At 61.7% G+C, this 21,069-nt stretch carries 13 protein-coding genes and 1 pseudogene; 7 read left to right on the top strand and 7 right to left on the bottom strand.

The window, feature by feature from the left end:
* Positions 1–102 precede the first annotated feature (102 nt).
* Positions 103–1,521, top strand: coding sequence for an amino acid permease (locus H0Z09_RS16825; protein ID WP_186691525.1), 1,419 nt, complete (start codon positions 103–105; stop codon positions 1,519–1,521).
* Here H0Z09_RS16825 and H0Z09_RS16820 read toward each other — a convergent pair.
* The 4 genes from H0Z09_RS16820 to H0Z09_RS16805 all read right to left on the bottom strand — a co-directional run bounded on the left by H0Z09_RS16820 (position 1,509) and on the right by H0Z09_RS16805 (position 11,776).
* Positions 1,509–8,006: an NEL-type E3 ubiquitin ligase domain-containing protein gene (locus H0Z09_RS16820; RefSeq protein ID WP_186691524.1), complete on the bottom strand. Its 6,498-nt coding sequence runs from the start codon at positions 8,004–8,006 to the stop codon at positions 1,509–1,511. The two genes, H0Z09_RS16825 and H0Z09_RS16820, sit on opposite strands and share 13 nt — an antisense overlap.
* A gap of 69 nt (positions 8,007–8,075) precedes the next feature.
* Complete coding sequence (locus tag H0Z09_RS16815) at positions 8,076–9,191, bottom strand: OpgC domain-containing protein (protein ID WP_186691523.1); 1,116 nt, start codon at positions 9,189–9,191, stop codon at positions 8,076–8,078.
* A 172-nt stretch (positions 9,192–9,363) separates the two neighbouring features.
* A complete protein-coding gene (locus H0Z09_RS16810; RefSeq protein WP_186691522.1) occupies positions 9,364–10,983 on the bottom strand; it encodes an FMN-binding glutamate synthase family protein in 1,620 nt (539 codons plus the stop codon).
* A 28-nt stretch (positions 10,984–11,011) separates the two neighbouring features.
* Positions 11,012–11,776, bottom strand: coding sequence for a LuxR C-terminal-related transcriptional regulator (locus tag H0Z09_RS16805; RefSeq protein WP_186691521.1), 765 nt, complete (start codon positions 11,774–11,776; stop codon positions 11,012–11,014).
* A gap of 93 nt (positions 11,777–11,869) precedes the next feature.
* Between H0Z09_RS16805 and H0Z09_RS16800 the strand changes: the two genes are divergently transcribed.
* The 5 genes and pseudogenes from H0Z09_RS16800 (at position 11,870) to H0Z09_RS16780 (ending at position 15,280) form a co-directional block, all read left to right on the top strand.
* Positions 11,870–12,688, top strand: coding sequence for a carbon-nitrogen hydrolase family protein (locus H0Z09_RS16800; RefSeq protein WP_186691520.1), 819 nt, complete (start codon positions 11,870–11,872; stop codon positions 12,686–12,688).
* Between the two features lie 141 nt (positions 12,689–12,829).
* Positions 12,830–14,155 (top strand): APC family permease, encoded by a 1,326-nt coding sequence (locus tag H0Z09_RS16795; RefSeq protein WP_076951371.1) that lies wholly within the window; start codon positions 12,830–12,832, stop codon positions 14,153–14,155.
* 100 nt (positions 14,156–14,255) lie between these two features.
* Positions 14,256–14,528 carry a type B 50S ribosomal protein L31 gene (locus H0Z09_RS16790; protein ID WP_186691519.1) on the top strand — a complete coding sequence of 91 codons (273 nt, stop codon included), beginning with the start codon at positions 14,256–14,258 and terminating at the stop codon, positions 14,526–14,528.
* Between the two features lie 160 nt (positions 14,529–14,688).
* Positions 14,689–14,966 (top strand): annotated as a pseudogene (locus tag H0Z09_RS16785) (type II toxin-antitoxin system RelE/ParE family toxin).
* A gap of 8 nt (positions 14,967–14,974) precedes the next feature.
* A complete protein-coding gene (locus tag H0Z09_RS16780; protein ID WP_076951373.1) occupies positions 14,975–15,280 on the top strand; it encodes a HigA family addiction module antitoxin in 306 nt (101 codons plus the stop codon).
* A gap of 48 nt (positions 15,281–15,328) precedes the next feature.
* Here the strand turns inward: H0Z09_RS16780 and H0Z09_RS16775 are convergent, their stop codons facing one another.
* From H0Z09_RS16775 to H0Z09_RS16765, 3 genes are read right to left on the bottom strand one after another with little or no spacing between them, the layout of a single operon-like run.
* Positions 15,329–16,708 carry an ATP-binding protein gene (locus H0Z09_RS16775; RefSeq protein WP_186691518.1) on the bottom strand — a complete coding sequence of 460 codons (1,380 nt, stop codon included), beginning with the start codon at positions 16,706–16,708 and terminating at the stop codon, positions 15,329–15,331.
* Positions 16,705–18,519, bottom strand: coding sequence for a DAHL domain-containing protein (locus tag H0Z09_RS16770; RefSeq protein WP_186691517.1), 1,815 nt, complete (start codon positions 18,517–18,519; stop codon positions 16,705–16,707). Before H0Z09_RS16770 ends, H0Z09_RS16775 begins: the two co-directional genes overlap by 4 nt.
* 10 nt (positions 18,520–18,529) lie before the next feature.
* Positions 18,530–19,498 carry a cytochrome c peroxidase gene (locus tag H0Z09_RS16765; protein ID WP_186691516.1) on the bottom strand — a complete coding sequence of 323 codons (969 nt, stop codon included), beginning with the start codon at positions 19,496–19,498 and terminating at the stop codon, positions 18,530–18,532.
* A 243-nt stretch (positions 19,499–19,741) separates the two neighbouring features.
* On the opposite strand from H0Z09_RS16765, the gene H0Z09_RS16760 reads away from it, so the two are divergent.
* Positions 19,742–21,064, top strand: coding sequence for an HD domain-containing phosphohydrolase (locus H0Z09_RS16760; protein WP_186691515.1), 1,323 nt, complete (start codon positions 19,742–19,744; stop codon positions 21,062–21,064).
* Positions 21,065–21,069 lie beyond the last annotated feature (5 nt).

Genomic DNA, 21,069 nt, shown 5'->3' with positions numbered 1-21,069 from the left:
CCCGTCCATGAGACGGCCCGGTTTCGACTGTGCGCCAGGCTTACCCGCCCGGGCATTGGAAACTCAAGGGACATTCCAATAACAAGATGAGGTTGTACCCCTATGCCCGTTGGCAAACCCCTGCCCCATGACGACACCGCTCAAGGCGGCCCGCTCAAGCGCGAACTCGGTGAACGCCATATTCGCCTCATGGCCCTTGGCGCCTGTATTGGCGTCGGCCTGTTTCTCGGCTCGGCCAAGGCCATCGAAATGGCCGGCCCGGCGATCATGCTGTCGTACATCATTGGCGGCCTGGCGATCCTGGTGATCATGCGCGCCCTTGGCGAGATGGCCGTGCACAACCCGGTTGCCGGTTCGTTCAGCCGTTACGCCCAGGACTACCTCGGCCCCTTGGCGGGCTTTCTCACCGGCTGGAACTACTGGTTCCTGTGGCTGGTGACCTGCGTCGCGGAAATCACCGCCGTGGCGGTGTACATGGGCGTGTGGTTCCCGGACACGCCGCGCTGGATCTGGGCCTTGGCGGCCTTGATCAGCATGGGTACGATCAACCTGATCGCCGTGAAGGCCTTTGGTGAATTCGAATTCTGGTTCGCGCTGATCAAGATCGTCACGATCATTGCGATGGTCGTCGGCGGCGTCGGCATTATCGCGTTCGGCTTTGGCAATGACGGCGTGGCCCTGGGCATTTCCAACCTGTGGACCCACGGCGGCTTCATGCCCAATGGCGTGACCGGTGTGCTGATGTCGTTGCAGATGGTGATGTTCGCCTACCTGGGCGTGGAGATGATCGGGCTCACCGCCGGTGAAGCGCGCAACCCGCAGAAGACCATCCCCAGCGCCATCGGCTCGGTGTTCTGGCGCATCCTGTTGTTCTACGTCGGCGCGCTGTTCGTGATCCTGTCGATCTACCCGTGGAACGAAATCGGCACCCAGGGCAGCCCGTTCGTGATGACCTTCGAGCGCCTGGGCATCAAGACCGCCGCAGGCATTATCAATTTCGTAGTGATCACCGCCGCGCTGTCGTCATGCAACGGCGGCATCTTCAGCACCGGGCGCATGCTCTACAGCCTGGCGCAGAACGGCCAGGCGCCGGCCGCTTTCGGCACCACTTCAAGCAATGGCGTGCCGCGCAAGGCGCTGTTGCTGTCGATTTTTGCCTTGCTGCTGGGCGTGTTGCTCAACTACCTGGTACCGGAAAAAGTCTTCGTCTGGGTGACGTCGATTGCCACCTTCGGCGCGATCTGGACCTGGGCCATGATCCTGCTGGCCCAGCTCAAGTTCCGCAATGGCCTGAGCCCCGCCGAGCGGGCCGGGCTCAAGTACCGCATGTGGCTGTTCCCGGTCAGCTCGTACCTGGCGCTGGCGTTCCTGGTACTGGTGGTCGGGCTGATGGCTTACTTCCCGGACACCCGCGTGGCGCTGTATGTGGGGCCGGCGTTCCTGGTGCTGCTGACCGTGCTGTTCTACGTGTTCAAGCTGCAACCGACCGATACCGTTGCGACTGCCCGTCAATCGGCCTGAGGGTTATCGGCCCGTTGCGTCCCGCTTTGGGCCGCACGGGTCAGTTGGTCGACCAGGCGCTCATGTTCGGCGGCCGTGACCTCCTTGATGGACTGGCGACGTTCCTGATACTCCAGCGACAGGGTATCGGGGATTTCCAGCTTCAACGCGTCAAGTTTGGCGCGCGCCGTATCCTCGAGAGTGGCGAAGGGTTGCGGGACATTGCGCGCCAGGTACTTGATCCAGAACGGCTCCTTGCGCACTGAATCCTCCACTTCGTTGGAGGCTTTCACTTGCTCCATGGTGCCTCGGATATCCGCCAGGTCCTGCTCGGTCAGCGCGCTGCCCGGGCTGTACAGGCGATTTTCCTTGAGTATCGGCAGGTTGAAGTCCTCAGCGAAGTGCAGTCGCAGGTACAGCTTGACCTCTGCGTCATCGGGCCTGCCGCCGGCGAAGCGCAGCCGACGCAAGTGGTCTTCGGCCAACTGATCGAGCCGGCGCAGGTAAAACAGGCCGTGGGCCAGGGCGAGCAGTTCGCGGTCGGCCTGGTGGGAGCTGGGTTGTGCCATGGCCTGGAACTGCTTGTGCCGCAGTTCCATATCGATAAACACCAGGATCGCCCCATCGCCGCAGGTGCCGGAGACATAGGTGTTGAGGAAGATATCTTCGCGAAGCTCATGGGATTCGGCCATGCCCTGAAGCAGGCGCCACACGCGGGCGACAAAGGCGTGGGTGTTGTGCTGGTAATCGTAGGCCTTCACCAAATCCCGCAATACCTGGAACGCATCGTTGGGGCTGGCGCCTTCATGGTTGCGCAGTTGCTCCCAGACGGTTCTGCGTTGTGCATGGTCGACCGTGGGCACGCCCAGCAGCCACTTGTCGACGTCGTCAGGGGAAGCGGGCGTATGCAGGGTGCCAGGTAACAGGCCGCCGAGCGACATGCGGGTTCGCAGGTTGTATTCGGTCAACCGGTTCAGGCTGGCGGCGTTCAAGGGGTTGCCATGCAGCACGGTGCCACGGTTGGCCTGGCGCATGCCGGGGTCGGTGAACAGCGCTTCGGGCACATGGCTGATCTCGTTTTCCTGTAGCAGCAGGCTGTGCAGGTGCGTCATTCGCTCGGCACCGATGGGCCATTGGCTGATGCCGGTTCGTTGCAGTTCCAGGTTGCGCAGTTGCTGCATGCCAGAGACGTCCGGCGTCAATCCCAGGGGATTGCCGTCCAGGTTCAGCACTTCCAGGTGCGTCAGCCCGTTGAGGCGCCGCCGTGAGTCTTCGGTGAGGACGATCAGGTTGTCGCTCAGTTCCAGGTGTTCCAGTTGGGTCATGGCGGTGATGCTGTCAGGCAGGTGAGTGAGCATGCAGTCCAGGGTCAGTGCCTTGAGATGGGAGAATTTACCGAGGAAGGCGTCTGCGTTGGCCGGAAAGCCGTTGCCGGAAATTTTCAGGTACTCAATGTGTTCGAAACCACGGGTGCTCAGGATGAAGTCTGCATCCGGCCACGGGTTGCCGTTGAATTGCAACTCCAGGGTGTGAGCATCGAACAGGCCGTTGGCAATGACCCGGCGCGTCTCCCTGCGCCAGGCGCGCAAAATGTTCTGCGCGGCCAAGCGTCGATGCCCGAGGTACAGGCCTTCGGGGTCGTTGGCATGCTCGGCGGTTGCCCAGCGTTCCAGGCCGAATTCAAGCGCCTGGTATTGCGCCTTGCGCCGATCCAGTTCCAGCAGCGCCGCCGGTTCGCTCATCCCCAGGGAATCGATGAATTGCTGGGCGGTAAAGCGATCCATTTGCGGGAACAGCTCGCGCGTCTTGTTCACCAGGTCGATCGCCTGGCCGCCGCCGAACGGCCACAGGTTGCTCAGGCTGAAGGGGTAGGCGACAAATGAGCTGTGAACCTGCATCGGCGGTTGCAGCCAATAAGGGATGTGCGGCAAGCCGAGCAGGCTTTTGATCGCGATACGCTGATTCAGCGCCCAATCGGCAATTGACTCACGCAGGGCTGTCACGTCGCCGCTGTCGTCCAGGCCCAGGGCTTCGCGTTGAGGGTCACTCAATACGCGCCAGAGGGCGGTGAGCAGGTCAGTGGCGGGCGCTCCCAGGTCATTGATCAGTGCGCCTTCTGCGTCGTAGGCCCGATAGCGCCCATCCACCCGTGCAAGCCGTTTGCGCTCGCTGCCCGCCAACACCCCGGCGCTTTCCAGCAGTGGCCCGGCGGCGCTGCCCTGGTGAACGTCCAGGCGCACCTCGGCTGGCCAGGCGGCAAGATGCTTGAGTGCATGCAGCATGATTTTTTCGCTGTCGGGGTTGTACAGAGTCGTCAGGTACAGGCCTTCGAAGGCCCGGTTCAGGCGCGCATCATTGCCGGTCAGCCGTGCTTGTTCTTTCAGGCGTAGTGGTACGCGGTCCTTGTCCTGCAACTCCTTGAGTTCGACGGGGCTGGCTTGGTCGAGCAGGGCCTGGATCGCGCTGGCGGGCAACTGCGGATGGTGGTGGCGCAAGCGGTTGTGCAGGTCGTTGGCGCTGCGTTCGCTCTGGGTGTAGAGCGTGTCGAATAGCTGGGTGCGCTCACGGTCGGCGTGTTCGGCGATTTTTTGCGCGAGCTTGAACAGGCGCTCGGCCTGGCCTTCGGGCAGTTCGCCGAGCAAGGCGCGGGTCAGGGCATCGTCGCGCACCAGGGTGAGCAGCGGTTCGAGGCTGCGGCTTTGCGCTTGCGACAGCCGCACCTTGTGCACTGCGTCGGCATTGGCTGCCGGGTAATGCGACACCGTACGGCCACTGTCGTCGTGGATTTGCAGCACGTGGCTTTGCGGCCATTGCGGCAAGGCGCAAACCAGCAGCAATTGCAGCGAAGGCCGTGCCGTGCGACCGGCCGAGTAAGCGCTCATGGTCTGGATAAAATGCAGGATCTGCCGCTCGATCGCAAAGCGCTTGCTGCTGTCTTTGAGCAGCGGGGGCGGCGCCAGGTTGGCGCAATGCACTTCTCGCAAGGCGCGGGCCGGGGTGTCGGTGAGCTTGAGGATGCGCTCGGCTGTTGTCTGGTCGACGTTGAAGTCGCCGCTGCCCAGGCGCGAGAACAGGTGGTGATCGTCCCAGGCCAGCGGGTTTTCGCTCTCCAGGCGCCAGGCACCGTGGCGGTTGTGGGTCAGCCGCGGGGTGTCGACGCCGACTTTGCGCGGGTGTTTGAGGCGCCACTTGCCCACCGCCGGGTCGTGGATCACCGGGTAGAACGCGCCGTACAAGGGCAGTAGCAGGTTGCCTTGCCATTCGTACAGACCTTCGGGGTTGGCGTGCAGATCGCCGGGCAGCAGCGGGTTCTGCTGGTATTGACCCAGCGATGCGTCGAGCAGGCTGACCAGGCCGGCGGGGCTGCGGCGTTCGCTCATCACGTCGCCAAGGGTCGTGCGCAGACCTTGCGCATTCGTGGCGCTGGTCATGCCCAGCAGGGTGCGTTCATGGGGTTGCAGCACCGAAGCGATGGCCAGGTAGAAACTGTCCACCGGCGGCGCCACCGGAATCGGCCCGGCGTTGCGCATGTCGTAGGCTTCATAGCGGCCGTTGCCGTAGTGCAGCAGTTCCACAGTGGTGTCGTCGGGCCCGCTGCTCTGGTAGCGATCCTTGGGCGACCCATTCGCCATTTCGGTGACCACTAAGTGGCGATCCAGGCGTTCAAGCAACAGGCTGCGGGTGAATTCCCGTGCCCACAGATCGGTGTCAGGGTTGTACGCTCGGGCGTGGTAGAGGCCATCGATCACGGCATCGATGCGCAGTGCCGTGCGATGCTGTTCGAAGTGTTCGCGCACTGCGCGGGGTAACTGCGCGTGCTTGAGGTAGGCCGTTTGCTGCGCCTCGCTCAGCGGCTTTTGCTCCAGTAACCGCTTGAGATTGGAGGGGGTCAAGGGCGCGAATTCTATGTGCAGTTTGCTCAGTAACGGGGTGACGTCGACGTTGCTGGATGCTGCCTTGACCGGCACGAATACCCGCGCTGCGTCGTCGGTCGGTACTTGGTGCCGCGCAACCCCTGCGTAACGTGTCAGGGCCGTGAACAGCGCGATGCGCTCACGGTTGGCCAGCGCGCTGATCTGCACGCGCAGCCGCGATATGCGCTGGGCCTCGCTCAGTTGCGGGCTGCCCTCTTTGCCGAGGGTTGAGGTGGCTGGCTGCTGGCGCAGGATCAATTCGAACAGCGACTCCTGGGTGGCCACGCTGGTGTCCGGTGCATCCAGGGCGATGTAGCTGCCGTCGGCCTTGCGCTTGAGGTTGATTGGCTGCTGGGCGCTGTCGTTCGCGGCATGGCTTTGCAGCAGGTTGGCGCTGGTGTCATACACATGGATGACCGCCTTGGCCGGCCATGTAGGGAGCTGGGTCAGCAGGCTCAAGACGACGCTGTCGGCATGGGCAGGCATCGCGCCGCTACGATGGAAATCACGGCCCAGTTGCTCGATCAATCGATCGACCTGAACGCGCCGGCTCGCTTCGATCAGGTTGACCGGCGCAGGCTCGCCCGCCCAAATGCGCTCAAGGGTGTCGCGCGATACGCCGGTGCTGCGCAACAGGCTGTGCAAATGTGTGTCCGGCACAGGGGCGTCACCCTCGGGTAATAGCTGCGCGAGCAACCGGGTGTCGGAGAGTTGGCCGGCGCCATGCAGGTCCAATACCCATGCCTGGCGTTTGGGCTCGAATACAATCGGTGCCGCGAAGCCGTTGCCATCTTTGGTCTTGAGCACAAAGCCCATGGTCTTGGGGTCGGGGCGCACGCTGGCGACAATCTGTTGCTCGCCTTGCTGGATACGTGCGTAGTGTTCTGCGTCGACCAGGTACAGGCCCTGGGCATTGGGCATGCGGCCATCGAGCAGGCGCTGGTCGGCAATGGCATAGGGGTGAATATCGGGCTTCCAGAGCTTCTCGGTGCCGTCGGCGTGCAGCACTTTGCGCGGGTCGCCCAGGCGCTGCATCAGGCGTTCGATCCGCTGGCGGTGCACGCGCCCGGCGGTGGAGATCAGCAGGCCATTGATCGCAAGGTCCGCGACATCGGCCATGGCGGCGGCGAAATCACTGGCCTGGCCCTTGGCGGCTTCGTTAGTGCCTATGATCAGGCTGTAGGCAAGATTGCCGAACACCACCGCCTGCATCACGCGGTTCAAGCCGCTGACGCCACTGGGCATTGGCGTCATCAGCAGTTCCATGATCTCGTTGGCGATCGACGCGGTACCGTCGATCACGCCTTGCAGGTCGCGTTCCGAGCGCTGGGTCGCGAGCATGCTCAGGTTGGCCTGGTATTGCTGGATATGGCGAAGAGCGAGGGCTTGCACCAGGGTTGGCGTGCGGGCGGGCTTCGGGTCTTTGACAAAGTGCAGGTGGTCCAGGGTCTTGGCGGGGAACAGCGCATGGAAAGCATCGTAGAGGTAACCGGCGACGAGGCTCAGGCCTTTCGGACGAGGCTCCTGGTGCAGCAGGCGCTTGAACTGGTTGATTTCGGTGACCGGCAATTGCCGCGAAAACCAGCCCAGGTCGCCATCGCTATAGCTGGCCTTGAGGTCGGCAACGAAGTGCGCACCGGCTGTTTTGGCGTCGTTGTGATAACGCAAGGCGCCAGTAGGACGAAATGGGAAATACGACACCACGCCCAGGCTGCCCACCTGGATCAGCAACAGCGGCACAGCGACCCGGTTGCCCGAGGGCGTGAACGGCACGGCGGGCAGGATCGTCAAGTCCAGGTCCATGCTCAGGGTGTCGAACGCCAAGGCGGCGCCGCTGCCGTCGATGGCGCCCACCAGAGATTCGTACAGGTGTTGGTCCACGCCTGTGCTGGCGCGGTTGCGATAGGCTTCCAGCGCTTCGAACAGCAGGTGCTGGCGTGCGCTGGTTTCAATCAGGCCGGCCATTTTGCCGCCTTCGCCCAGGGCCTGGATGAGGGTGGTGTGCAACTGGCCGCCGAGGTCAAGTTCGCGGCTGATGGCGATAAACTGGCTGACGCTCAGCTGTTTTTCATCCGCCCCGGTGAGGTAGGACGCGTTCACAAAGCTGTGTCCCGAGGCTTGGGGAGTGCCGGTGTTGAAATCGAAATTCAGGCACGCGGCGTCCCACAACGAAAGCCTGGATACATGGGTGCGATATTGCCATTCGTCGACAGCGCGGCGAAAGCGCGGCGAGCGCCCCAAACCGTTTGCGACGCTGCTGCGCTCCCAGGGTAAGGGTGTCTCGAGCTTTTCCAGGTAGCGGGTGTTGAGGAAGACCGCCTGGGGGTCGAGGCCGCCGAGCTTGTTGCGCAATTGAGCCAGGCCCTTGGTCGTGAACCCTTCAACCAAGGCGGCGTTTTCGGCTTGCACCGCATGGTGTGCGGTGAGGGCTTCGCGTTGCAGTCGCACATACTCTCGCTGTTGCGTGAGCGTCAGGGTACTGAGGTTCTGCGTGAGGTTCTGGCGCAGCAGTTCCAGGGCCTGTTGGCGGCCCCAGGATTCGCTGGACTGCAAGTGGCCGGTCAGGCCGTTGACGGGAGATGGGTCGGGCATGTGCCGCTTCCTTTCACTGGGAAATGTGGAAGGAAATGGAAGCACCTGCCCGTGTGCGGCGGGCGCTAGCTATGTAGCGCGGGGCAGGCTCAGACGTTTATTGAATTCCAGCCAGGCGCCCAGTGCCGCCATCAGCATCACCCCCACCCAGGCAGTGAGCAGTTGCATCGCCAGCGCATCCCCGGCCATGGCATTGAGCATGTCGGCCAGCGGCGCAAGCAGCACGCCCAGGCAGAAAATCTCCAGGGAATAACGGCCCATGCGGCACACTTGCGCGGCCACCGGGTTGTGCGTCCAGCCGGTGCCGGGCAGCAGCTTGGCGGTGACGTAGGCCAGGGCGAGGAAGTGCACCAGGCGCACGGGCGACAGGTCGGTCTTGCTGATCGGGTAGATCAGGTCGCTTATCAGGCTTGGCATCACCGCGTCATGCAAGTGCGGCCAGCGCCACGACAGGGTGATGATGCCGGTCACCAGCACGTACAGCAGCGCGGCCATGAACAGCGGCTGGCGCGGCAAGGGGCGGGTGTCGAGCGGCCTGGGTTGCCCGCTGCGAATCGCCGCCGCGCCGCCCAGCACAAACAGCAATTGCCAGGTCACCGGGTTGAAATACCACACGCCATCTTCGATGGCCCGCAGGTTCCAGCCCATCCAGGGCGCCAGCAGGTACACCGTCAATGACACCGCCACTACCGCCCAGGCGTTGCGCAGCATCAACGGCAACACCAGCGCCAGGCTGGCCAGCAACACGATGTACAGCGGCAACGGGTCCATCAGGTTGGGCTTGAAGCGCAGCAGTAGTTCATCGAGCAGGGCTTGCTGCGGATGCGTGATGAAATGGGTCATGCCCATCTCTTGCACCAGGTCGCGCGTTTCTACATGGCTGTTGGCGAAAAATACGATGCCCATCAGCATCGCCAGCAAAAAGATGTGCACCACGTAGAGCACCCAGGTGCGCCGCAGGATCTTCAGGCAGGCCATCCAGTAGCCTTCGCGTTGCAGCACTTTGCCGTAGGCCATCACCGAGGCAAAACCGGCAAGGAACACAAACACCTCCGCCGCATCGCTGAAACCGAGGTTACGCAAGGTGATCTGGCCGAGGGGGTTGTGGGGCACGTGATCCCAGAAAATGAAGATCAACGCCAGGCCCCGAAAAAAATCGATGCGCGGGTCGCGTCCGTTCAGCATGGCAGCGGGCTCTTGAACAAAAGGTTTATTGATGACAACGGGGCGTGGCTGATTTAAACGCCACGCTTGGGCGGGCGCAGGTTGGCGGTATTTTTAAACAATTGCAAAAGGCTGGGTATTTCTGAATGTCTCGATTGCCTGCCCAAGGCGGGCAGGCTGAGTAGGGCCTGGATCAGGCCGCCACGACTTCCAGCGGCTCAAAACTATCTGCCCGCGCCATTTGCCACATGCGCGAATAAAACGCGCCGTTCACTTCCCCGGTCAGCAACTCCCCAGGCTTGAGGAACACGTGCAACTGCGAAAACAACTTGATCTCGCTCGCCGACATACGCCGCACCAAATGCTTGGCCGATAGCTGCGACGGATGATCGAGACCGGCAGCGGCAAGCATTTCCGCCAACGCCTTGAGGGTGTTGCGGTGGAAATTGAACACGCGCTGGGCCTTGTCCGGCACCACCAGGGCGCGCTGGCGCAACGGGTCCTGGGTGGCGACGCCGGTCGGGCACTTATTGGTGTGGCAGCTTTGCGACTGGATGCAGCCGATGGCAAACATGAAGCCGCGCGCCGAGTTGGCCCAGTCGGCGCCGATGGCCAGGACGCTGGCGATGTCGAACGCGCTGACGATCTTGCCGCTGGCGCCGAGCTTGATCTTGTCACGCAGGTTCAGGCCCACCAGGGTGTTGTGCACGAACAGCAGGCCCTCGCGCAGCGGCACGCCGATATGGTCGGTGAACTCCACCGGCGCGGCGCCGGTGCCGCCTTCCTTGCCGTCGACCACGATAAAGTCGGGGAGGATGCCGGTTTCGAGCATGGCCTTGGCGATGCCCATGAACTCCCACGGGTGGCCCAGGCAGAACTTGAAACCCACCGGTTTGCCGCCGGACAGTTCGCGCAGTTGGGCGATGAATTGCATCAGCTCGAGCGGGGTGGAAAACGCACTGTGGCGCGAAGGCGAGATGCAGTCTTCGCCCATCAGGATGCCGCGGGTGTCGGCGATTTCCCGGGTGACCTTGTGCTTGGGCAGGATTCCGCCATGGCCGGGTTTGGCGCCCTGGCTCATCTTGATTTCGATCATGCGCACCTGCGGGTCCTGCGCTTGCACGGCGAAGCGTTCCGGGTCGAAACGGCCGTCGCTGGTGCGGCAGCCGAAGTAGCCGCTGCCCAGTTCCCAGGTCAGGTCGCCGCCATGTTCACGGTGGTAGGGGCTGATGCTGCCTTCGCCGGTGTCGTGGGCGAAATTGCCCAGCTTGGCGCCCTGGTTCAACGCGCGAATTGCGTTGGCGCTCAGTGAGCCGAAGCTCATCGCCGAGATATTGAACACCGACGCCGAATACGGCTGCGTGCACTGTGGGCCGCCGACCATCACGCGAAAGGCGCTGGGGTCGCTGAGCGGCGCGGGGCGCATGGAGTGGCCGATGAACTCGAAGCCGGACTGGTACACGTCGATCAGGGTGCCGAAGGGTTTGTCGGCGGTTTCATTCTTGGCGCGCGAATAGACCAGCGAGCGCTGGGCCCGGGAGAAGGGCAGGGCGTCGCTGTCGGATTCGAGCAGGTATTGGCGGATTTCCGGGCGAATGGCTTCGACCAGGTAGCGGATATTGCCCAGGATCGGGTAGTTGCGGCGCACCGCGTGGGGGCTTTGCAGCAGGTCGAAAATGCCGATCAGGCTCAGTACGCCGGTGATCAGGGTGAAGGGCCACAGCCATTCATGCCCGATGAAGGGAAGGCTGGCGAGGGTGAAGACGACGCACAGGGCAAAGAAGGCGTAACGGCTCAGTAAAGACAGGCTCATACGGGGTTCCTGGGTTCGGACTCATCGGCTAGGCGGTTTGCGCCTGTAGAAAGATCGAGAACAGCTCTGACTGGGATTTGATCCCCAGCTTGCTGTACATGTGTTTCTTATGGACTTTCACGGTTTCAACGGAGATTTCCAGCTTGCGCGCGATTTCCTTGCTGGAGCAGCCGCTGAGCATCAAGCGCCCCACATCCAGCTCGCGGGCAGTGAGCTGCGCGCCCCAGCCATCATTCGGGATCGGCGGCTGCGGGGCGCTGACCTGGTTCAGTTCATAGGGCAGGCGCTGGCGCAGCAGGCCCAGCACCCAGGGCTGGATCAGCGACAGCAGGGCAATTTGCGCCGGGTCGAAATGCTGCCTGGAGCCCAGGGACAGGCACAGGGTACGCCCATCCGGCAGGTGGCAATTGAACTGGATTTCATCGGCCACCACGTTCAGGCGGAAATAGCGCTGGTAGTACTCGGTGAGTTCGAAGTGCTCCGGCGCCACTTCGGCCAGGCGAAACAGCCCGGTGCGCGTGTGTTCGCGGCTGGCGATATAGAAGGGGTCAAGCAGGTACAGGCCGTTCAGATAGTCCTGGAACAAATGATCGGGCGCGCCGTCGGCGCCTGGGCATTCTGCGAATACCAGCGGGCGATGTTGGCTTGCGAACAGCAACACCACCCAACTGTCGAACGGCACGTACTGGTCCAGCAGACGCACAAGCTGGGTCCAGAAATTGGGCTGGTCCAGGGCGTCTATCATTTGCCCCACCGAACGGTGCCAGGCGATGTCCTGCAGCGACATGGTCATTGATCTACCCCTATCGGGTTACCCCCGCCGCGTGATTCCCTGGCCGGTTGCGCCTGCGCATACTGCGGCACGTACACAGAACAAGGAATACCCATGAAGGTCGAATTTGCCCAGTTGGCGGGCCGTGATAACGGTACAGCTTACAACCTTGAGCGGGCCTTGGCGGCGATCGCTGCCGCGGCGGCCGATACGCAACTGATCGTCTTCCCGGAAACCCACTTGATGGGCTTCCCGTCGGCGGAGACCGTCGCCGACGTCGCCGAGCCGCTGGATGGCCCCACCGTGCAGGCCGTGATCGACGCCGCCCGCGCACGCAATATCGCGGTGGTGATCGGCACGGCCGAGCGCGATGGCGGGCAATTCTACAACACCACTTTGCTGATCACGCCCGAAGGGATTGCCCTGCGTTATCGCAAGACCCACCTGTGGGCCTCTGATCGCGGGGTCTTCAGCCCAGGCGATCGCTATGCCACCTGCCTCTGGAATGGCGTACGCGTCGGCCTGTTGATCTGCTACGACATCGAGTTCCCGGAAAGCGCCCGCGCCAATGCGCAGTTGGGCGCCGAGCTGCTGATCGTCACCAATGGCAACATGGACCCGTACGGCCCCACACACCGCACCGCGATCATGGCCCGCGCCCAGGAAAACCAGGCGTTTGCGCTGATGGTCAACCGCGTGGAAGAGGGCGATGGCGGGTTGTTGTTCGCCGGTGGCAGTGCCTTGGTCGACCCGTTCGGCACGCTGCTGTTCGAGGCCGGGCGTGAGGAAGGGCAATTCACGGTTGAACTGGATCTCGACCAACTGGCGGCGGCGCGCCAGGACTACCGCTACCTGGACGACCAGCGCTTGAAATTGCCGGGTGAGGTGATCGAGCGCAGCGATGGGACGCGCGAGCTGCTGATCCCCAAATGAATGCTGACCCTGACCCTGTAGTGAGCGGGCTTGCCCCGCGCTGGAGGGCAAGCCCGCTCACTACAGACCATAAGAACAACGACAGACGCTTTACCCACTTCAGTTCTGCCATAAATCTAATAATCGCGCGGAGAATTACCCATGGCTCGTTTGCAACGCACCCTGTCATTAGGGTCGGTGGTGCTGTTCGGCATCGCTTATATGACGCCGATCATAGTGCTCGGCACTTTCGGCATCCTGGCGCAATCCACGGCGGGCATGGTGCCCGCCGCTTACCTGGCGGCGCTGGTGGCGATGTTTTTCACCGCCATGAGCTACGGGCGCATGGCCTCGGCCTTTCCAGTGGCCGGTTCCGCCTACACCTACGTGCGCAAGGCCATCAGCCCCAAGCTGGGGTTTATTGCCGGTTGGGCGGTATTGCTCGATTACCTGTTCCTGCCCATGGCCATCTGGCTGATCGGCGCGGCGTACCTCAATTCCGCATTCCCGACGGTGCCGCAGTGGGTCTGGGTATTGGCGTTCATCGGCGTCACCAGCGCCATCAATATCGTCGGCCTCAAGCTGGCCAATGGCATCAATGCCTTGCTGATGCTGGTGCAGTTCCTGGTATTGATCGCCTTCGTGGCGCTGTGCATCCACTACATCGGCGGCGATCCGAGCAAGCCACTGTGGACAATCACGCCGTTCTTCAACGGCCAGATGCACATGCCATTGATCATGAGCGGCGCGGCCATCGCCTGCTATTCGTTCCTGGGCTTTGACGCGGTCAGTACCCTCACCGAAGAAACCCGTGACCCGCGTCGCACCATCCCCCGAGCGATCATGTTGATTACCCTCATCGGCGGGCTGATCTTCGTGGCGGTGTCCTACTTTGTGCAGGTCGCGCATCCGTCGTTCGAGTTCACTAACGTGGATTCGGCCGCGTATGAAATCGCGCGCAATATTGGTGGCGACTTGTTTGTGTCGGTCTTCCTGATCGGCCTGATCGTTGGCCAGTTCGCATCGGGGCTCTCGGCCCAGGCCAGCGGTTCGCGCCTGTTGTTCGCCATGGGCCGCGACGGCGTGTTGCCCAAGTCGTTCTTCGGCACCTTGCATGCGCGCTTCGGCACGCCGGTCAACAGCATCCTGTTGTGTGCGGTCGTGGCGCTGCTGGCGTTGAAGCTGGATGTGACCACGTCCACGTCGTTCATCAACTTCGGTGCGTTCCTGGCGTTCAGCCTGGTCAACCTGTCGGTGATCTTTCACTACTGGATCGGCGCCAAGCAGCGCGGCGTGCGGGAGTTGATCCTGTTCCTGGTATTCCCGGCCATCGGCCTGCTGGCGGACCTGTGGCTGATGATCAGCCTCGATCATCTGGCCATGTATCTCGGCCTGGGTTGGCTGGCGATCGGCCTGGTTTACCTGGGCGTACTCACCCGTGGCTTCTCGCAGCAGCCACCGGAGATGGATTTCCAGGAAGCCGCATAGGCCCACGCGCTCTATGCTTATTGCAATCGGTTCTCGTTTGGGTGCATGATTTGTGTTACTGTATAACGCATCAAGTGCACCCAGACGCCCCGGAGGCTTTATGAAACCTGGCATCCATCCCGACTACCGTACCGTGCTGTTCCACGACACCGCTGCCGACGTGTTCTTCCTGATCGGCTCCACCGCCGACAGCGATCGCACCCACACCCACAGTGACGGCAACACCTACCCTTATATTCCCCTGGATGTGTCCAGCGCTTCGCATCCGGTCTACACCGGTCAGCAACGTAAAACCCAGGCCGAAGGCCGCATCGCCGGGTTCAACAAGCGGTTTGCTTCGTTTGGGTCGAGTCCGAAAAAAGCCGAGGAGTGACGCTTGCAGGACTCAGTCGAAGGCCGCTCTGGTTTCTAGAGCGGCTTTTTTATGTGTACCAACCACTCGTCATTACATACCTGTGTCTTTTCAACTGCCTATTGAATATCTCAGAAACCCCTGTACAGTCTTCTTAACGAATAACGTTAAGCATTAAGCGATGATAAGAAGCTTCAAATGCAGCCATACCAAGACCCTTTTTGAAACCGGTCGAACCCGGCGCTGGTCTGCCATTGTTTTGGTGGTGGAGCGAAAGCTGAGCATGCTTGACGCAGCCGTTGAACTTGCTGACTGCGGTCACCGCCAGGCAACAGGCTGGAGCAGTTGTGCGGTGACAGAGAGGGGCAATACAGTATCCGAATCAATGGTCAATTCCGGATCTGTTTCATTTGGGGGCCTAACGGTCCGGAAAACGTTGAAATTGTGGATTACCACTGAGGTGAATCATGTTGAAGAACGGAATGCGACCTGTGCACCCCGGAGAAATTCTCAAGGAAGAGTACCTGGAGCCATTGGGCATCACTGCCGCCGCCCTGGCGCGGGCGCTGCATGTTTCCGCGCCGACAGTGAATGACATCGTATTGATGCGTCGCAGTATCAGCGCGGACGTCGCTCTACGTTTGGCCGTTGCATTGGAAACATCCGCGCAGTTTTGGTTGAACTTGCAGACTGCCTATGATCTGCGTACTGCCGAAATTGCCAAAGGTGCGCAGATTTTCAAGGAAGTCGAACGAATTGCGCATTGCGCATGAGGTTATGTAAGTCGGTTTGGACCCGTTAAACCCCGGGTTTCTTGTGTCCTACGCCGCCGTCTGCCGGATCGGCAACACCACCCGAAACGTGGTGCCCTTGCCCGGTTCGCTGCTGACGGCGATCGTGCCACCGTGTTTCTTGACGATGCCGTACGACAGCGACAGCCCCAGCCCCGTGCCCTCGCCCACCGGTTTGGTGGTGAAGAACGGGTCGAAGATTTTCTGCAGTGCTTCAGGGGCGATCCCGCAGCCGTTGTCCGCCACTTCCAGCCAGATGTTCTCGCCTTCCACGCCATTGCTGATGGTAATGATGCCGCGCTCCGGGCCCATGGCTTGCGCCGCGTTGATCACCAGGTTCATCACCACCTGGTTGAGTTGTGAGGCCAGGCATTCGATTTCCGGCAGTGGTTGGTAGTTCTTGACTACATCGGCCTTGTATTTGAGCTCGCTGGCAACGATGTTCAGCGTCGAGTCGATGCCCTGCTGCAGGTTCGCAAATTGCCAGGTCTGGTCGTTGTCCACCCGTGAAAAGTTCTTCAGGTCCTTGACGATCTGCACCACCCGACCGATGCCTTCCTTGGATTCCCTGATCAGGATCGGAATGTCTTCCGTGAGGAAATCCAGTTCGAGTTCGGTACGCAGCGCCTTGAGTTGGTCGCGCTGCTCCGGTGCCGCGATCAGCGGCTCGGCGCCTTGATAGGCTTGCAGTATCTGTTGCAACTGCGTGAAGTAGCCGTCCAGTGTGCTGAGGTTGGAAGAAATGAAGCCCACCGGGTTGTTGATCTCATGGGCGACACCCGCCGCGAGTTGCCCCAGCGACGCGAGTTTTTCCGACTGCACCAGTTGGCTTTCCAGGTGCTTGCGCTCGTCGATTTCCAGTTGCAGCGCTTGCGTGCGTTGTTCCACCAAATGCTCCAGGTGGGCGGTTTGCAGCGAAGCACGGCGGGCCATGTCCCATTTATTGGCCAGGGTGTTGGCCATCTGCTGGACTTCAATGTTGTCGAAGGGTTTTTTCAGGATCAGCAGGCGATCATGGCCGTGCAGGCGTTCCAGCAGGTCTTCCCAGGCATAGTCCGAGTACGCGGTGCATACCACCACTTGCAGGTCGCGGTCGACTTTCCACAGCTCTTCGATGGTCCGGGCGCCGTCCCAGCCCTGGGGCATGCGCATGTCGACAAAGGCCAGCGCGTAGGGACATTTTTGCGTCATGGCGGTGGTCAGCAGGCCAAGGCCTTCTTCGCCGCCATAGGCCGAGTGCAATTCGAAAACCTGGGCCTGGGCCTTGGCCGTGTCACCGAACAGCGCCGATTCCATGTCATCCAGGAGCTGGTTCGCTTCAGCGGTTGGCATCAGGATCTTGCGAAAATCATCATGGATCGAGGGCGTGTCGTCGATCAACAGGATGCGCCGGTTGGGAGGTTGGTTCATGTCGGGCTTCCGGCAAGGGTAAGAGGGATCGTCAAGGTAAACACCGCGCCTTGGCCCGGCCCGTCGCTATGGGCGCTGAGCTGGCCATGCATTTCCACGGCGGCCAGGGCGCAGCTGTGCAGGCCGAAGCCATGGCCTTCCTTGCGGGTGGTGAAGCCGTGCGTGAAGATTCGGGTCATGTTTTCTACGGGTATGCCTTCACCCTCGTCCTTCACGCTGATCTGCAAGGTGCCGTCCTCCAGCGGCTGAACCCTGAGGGTCATTTGCCGCGGCCCATTGGACAGGTTGGACATGGCCTGTTTGGCGTTGCTGATCAGGTTGACCATGATCAGCAGCAAGCGGTGTTTATCTGCAAGGATCTCTGGCACCTCGGCGTAATGCTTGACCACCGTGACATTGTGCCGGCTCAGCGACCCTTCGTTCATGCGCAAGGCGTCGTCCATCAGCGCGCCGATATGCAGCGCTTCCTTTAGCGTGGCCGCGCCGGCATAGGATTGTTGGGTGGAGACGATGTCTTTGATGTGGTCGATGCTTTTGCTCAATTGCGCCAGTTCCTCGGCCATCCCTTGCTGCTCGACGGCGATCGCCTCGACCAACTGGTTCAAGTAACCGGGCAGCAGCTTGCCCTTTTCATCCTCGGTGAAAAAGCGGCCCAGGTCGCTCTGGTGTTCGTTGATCAACTGCATGGCTTTGCCCAGGCCCAACGCCTTGCTGCTGCGCAGCTTGCGGGTGACCAGGTCGGCGGAGATATTCACGCTGTTGAGCACGTTGCCCACGTTGTGCAGCACGTTAGTGGCGATCTCCGCCATGCCGGCCTGGCGAGCGCTGTCCATGAGTTCGCTTTGCGCATCCTTGAGCTGTTGCGTGCGTCGCTCCACGCGCTGTTCCAGGGTTTCATTGGCCGCATGCAAGGCGCGGTTGACCCGGTTGATTTCGGCGAAACTGCGCAGCAGGCGTACCGCCAGGTAAAGCAACAGCGCCACCAGCAGGGTCGAGAAAACCAGCAGGTAACGGTGGTATTGGTGGTCGATAAGGTCAGCCGTCTGCTGGTCCTGATCCAGATGCGTGGTCAGTTCGTCCAGGCGCTCGGCCACCGGGACCGCGGCAATGCGCTCCAGCAAGCCGTTGACCACCGGCTGTTCGCGCAGGATCAACGCAATATGGTTGCTCAGAATCTCCACGGGCGCCTGGAAGTCGGCGGGCAAACGCTCCTTGTTGATCGCCAGTTTGCCCAGGCCCACCAGGATATCGGCGGCGCGCTCGTCGCTGGTGACCTGGGCGAACTCCAGGCTGCTGAGCAGCAGGTCGTAGGTGTCGGTGGCCACGCCCTGCAGATGCAGGCGGTCTTGCTCATTGAAGCGGTTGAACTGCGCCTGGATGTCGTCCTCGGCGGTCGGTAAAAAAGCCAGCGAATTGCGCAGCACCGCATTGTGGGATTTGAACCGGTCGACCAACCGGGCTTTTTCCTGGATGGCCGCCTGGTAGGCGTCCCGGCTGGCTTGCCAGCGGGTCAGGTCTTCGGGGCTGTGGTAGGTCTCGCGGCTGTCCAGGCTGGCCCATAGCCGGGTCATTTCTGCGAGCGGCGCGACCAGCGGGTCGTAGTCGTGGGTAAGCGCGATCCGCGCCTTGAGCACTTCGCTGTCCCATTGCGCATTGAGTTGTTGGAGCTGGCGGATCAAATCCCGCGAATGGGTATAGCCGGCGGTCTGGTCGCGGGAAGATTTAACGTACAGGTACACCAGCGTCGAGGCCAGCAACAGGGTGGCCAGGCCCAGTAACAGTTGGGTGATGCGGCGGCGGGACAGGCTCATGACGGTATGCTCATAGCGGCTTGCCTGCCCATTCGCCGGTCAGGGTCCTGAGAAACAGGATGATCAGATCCTTGTCTTCCTGGGTTGGATTGCGCCCCAACTGGTACCTGAACATCACGTCGACCGCTTCCTCCAGGGTCTTGGCCGACGCATCATGGAAATATGGCGCAGTGACCGCGACGTTGCGCAGGCTCGGCACCTTGAACACGTGGCGGTCCTCTTCATCCTGGGTCAGCAGGTAACGGCCCAGGTCCGATTCGACCGGGTTGCCGCGCGCCTTGAAGTAATCGCCCATGACGCCGAATTTCTGAAACATGTTGCCGCCGATGTTGATGCCCTGGTGGCACGCGATGCAACCGTAGTCCTTGAAGCGTTGGTAGCCGTATTTTTCCTGGGTCGTGAGGATGTCGGTATCGCCCAGCAGGTACTGGTCGAACCGTGAATGGGGAGTCAACAGCGTGCGTTCATAGGTGGCCAGGGCGTTTTGCACATTGGCGGCGGTGAGGCCATCGGGGTAGGCCTGTTTGAACGCGGTCTGGTAGGCGGGCAGGGCGGAGAGGTTGTGCACCACAGTGTTCCAGTCGCTGCCCATTTCCACGGGGCTGATGACGACGTGTTCCACCTGTGCCTCCAGCGTGTCGACGCGGCCATTCCAGAATTGCTTGAAGTTGAGGCTGGCGTTGAAAACCGATGGCGTGTTGGTGTCTACCGGCTTGCCATCGACGCCGATGGAGAACGGCTTATTGTCGGCGCCCCCGGATTCCAGGCGGTGGCAACTGGCGCAGGACAGCGTGTTATTCACCGACAGGCGCGGCTCGTTGAACAGTTGGCGGCCCAGCTCGACCTTGGCCGGGTCCAGCGCCGGCACCGCGGGCAAGGGTTTGAGCGCTTCATCCAACGGCGCGGCCATCAGCGGCATGCCGAGGCATAGCCACAGGCTCAGTATCAGGCCGGGACGGTAGGGTGAGACGTCGCTCAAGCGAGCACTCCTTGCAAGCGTGGGGGTATTGATCGGGCGCCAGTGCTGCAGCAGCTTGACTGAACAGGTAGCCTTGGCCTTCCCTGGCTGCACCGCTGACCTGCTGTGACAGCATAGTCGAACTGCCTTGATATCGACGGCCAGTTGGCGTCAAATCAACCGCGCGCGTCAAGCGAGGAAGACGTCATGGCGCACAGGACCGGTTCGGCTCAATTTTTCAGTTAATTCGAAGGCGCAGTAGGCATGGATGAACAACTCGCTACGCTCCCCCACACACCTCCCACCGTTTTGCTGGTCGACGATGAAGAGTCGATCCTCAACAGCCTGCGTCGCCTGCTGCGCGGCCAGCCCTTTGACGTCGTGCTGGCCGGCAGTGGCGCCCAGGCCCTGGAAATAATGGCGGCGCGGCCCGTCGACCTGGTCATGAGCGACGCGCGCATGCCGGGCATGGACGGCGCGCAGTTGCTGGCCGAAGTCCATCGGTTGTATCCCGCCACCAGCCGTATCCTGCTCACCGGCTACGCCGACGTGCCGACGATCATCAAGGCGATCAACGAAGGGCAGATCCACCGTTATATCGCCAAGCCCTGGAACGACGATGAGCTGAAGCTGATCCTGCAGCAGGCCCTGGAACATCAGCGGCTTGAGCGCCTGACCCACGTGCAGAACGAACAGCTCAAGGTGCTGAACGCGACCCTGGAAAAACGCGTGGTATCGCGCACCTCGGAGTTGCAGCAGACCGCCGACATGCTCGACCTGGCCTACGAAGAACTCAAGCGCAGCTACGCGACGGGCACCGAGGTGTTTTCGTTGCTGGCCAACTTGCGCTTGCCCAGGGACAAGCAGACCAACCGCCCGTTGATCGAGCTGGTGCGCCTCTACTGCAAGGCCCAGGGCATGGATGAAGCAAGCACGCGCGACCTGACCATGGCGGCCGCGCTTTATAACATCGGCAAGCTGAGCTGGAACGACAGCATGCTGGTCGCCCCGTCCGACAAGCTGCACAGCACCGACCGCGAGCAATATCGCGGTTACCCGACCCAGAGCGAGTCGCTGCTGATGACCCTGGAGCCGATGAAGGACGCGGCACGCATCATTCGTCATCACCAGGAGCGCTGGGACGGCAGCGGTTTCCCCGACCACCTCAAGGGCGACGCGATCCCGTTCGGTTCGCGCCTGCTGAAACTGGCGGTGGACTTCATCGAACTGCAAAAGGGCCTTATCCTCGAGCGGCAGATGAACAGTGACGAAGCGCTGCTGTACATCCGCAAATATGCCGGGCGCCTGTATGACCCGGAGCTGATCGAGGACTTCGTCCTGGCCTGTGCCGCGTTCCTGAGTGACGTGACGCTGGGCGACCCGGCGGTCAAGGTGCTGACCACCCGCGAGCTGGAAGCCGGCATGGTCCTGGCGCGCAACCTCAACGCCGACAACGGCATGCTGCTGCTCAACGCCGGCAAGGTGCTGAACCTGCCGCTGGTGGACAAGCTGATTGCCTTCGAGGCGATGGAGGGCGCGAAGTACAGCGTATTTATCAAACTACCCGAAGAGACCGCTGACCTGTGACGAAC

Origin of the sequence: Pseudomonas sp. SWRI18, from assembly GCF_014268345.1 — a bacterium.
In the GTDB taxonomy this organism is placed as follows: Bacteria; Pseudomonadota; Gammaproteobacteria; order Pseudomonadales; family Pseudomonadaceae; genus Aquipseudomonas; species Aquipseudomonas cedrina.
Note: the sequence above shows the minus strand (reverse complement) of the source record. Positions and strands in the feature narration are given on the sequence as shown.

Bases quoted from the DNA above. Each gene is read 5' to 3' on its own strand.
- H0Z09_RS16825 (WP_186691525.1), top strand. From the start codon at position 103: ATGCCCGTTGGCAAACCCCTGCCCCATGACGACACCGCTCAAGGCGGC.
- H0Z09_RS16820 (WP_186691524.1), bottom strand. From the start codon at position 8,006: ATGCCCGACCCATCTCCCGTCAACGGCCTGACCGGCCACTTGCAGTCC.
- H0Z09_RS16815 (WP_186691523.1), bottom strand. From the start codon at position 9,191: ATGCTGAACGGACGCGACCCGCGCATCGATTTTTTTCGGGGCCTGGCG.
- H0Z09_RS16810 (WP_186691522.1), bottom strand. From the start codon at position 10,983: ATGAGCCTGTCTTTACTGAGCCGTTACGCCTTCTTTGCCCTGTGCGTC.
- H0Z09_RS16805 (WP_186691521.1), bottom strand. From the start codon at position 11,776: ATGACCATGTCGCTGCAGGACATCGCCTGGCACCGTTCGGTGGGGCAA.
- H0Z09_RS16800 (WP_186691520.1), top strand. From the start codon at position 11,870: ATGAAGGTCGAATTTGCCCAGTTGGCGGGCCGTGATAACGGTACAGCT.
- H0Z09_RS16795 (WP_076951371.1), top strand. From the start codon at position 12,830: ATGGCTCGTTTGCAACGCACCCTGTCATTAGGGTCGGTGGTGCTGTTC.
- H0Z09_RS16790 (WP_186691519.1), top strand. From the start codon at position 14,256: ATGAAACCTGGCATCCATCCCGACTACCGTACCGTGCTGTTCCACGAC.
- H0Z09_RS16780 (WP_076951373.1), top strand. From the start codon at position 14,975: ATGTTGAAGAACGGAATGCGACCTGTGCACCCCGGAGAAATTCTCAAG.
- H0Z09_RS16775 (WP_186691518.1), bottom strand. From the start codon at position 16,708: ATGAACCAACCTCCCAACCGGCGCATCCTGTTGATCGACGACACGCCC.
- H0Z09_RS16770 (WP_186691517.1), bottom strand. From the start codon at position 18,519: ATGAGCCTGTCCCGCCGCCGCATCACCCAACTGTTACTGGGCCTGGCC.
- H0Z09_RS16760 (WP_186691515.1), top strand. From the start codon at position 19,742: ATGGATGAACAACTCGCTACGCTCCCCCACACACCTCCCACCGTTTTG.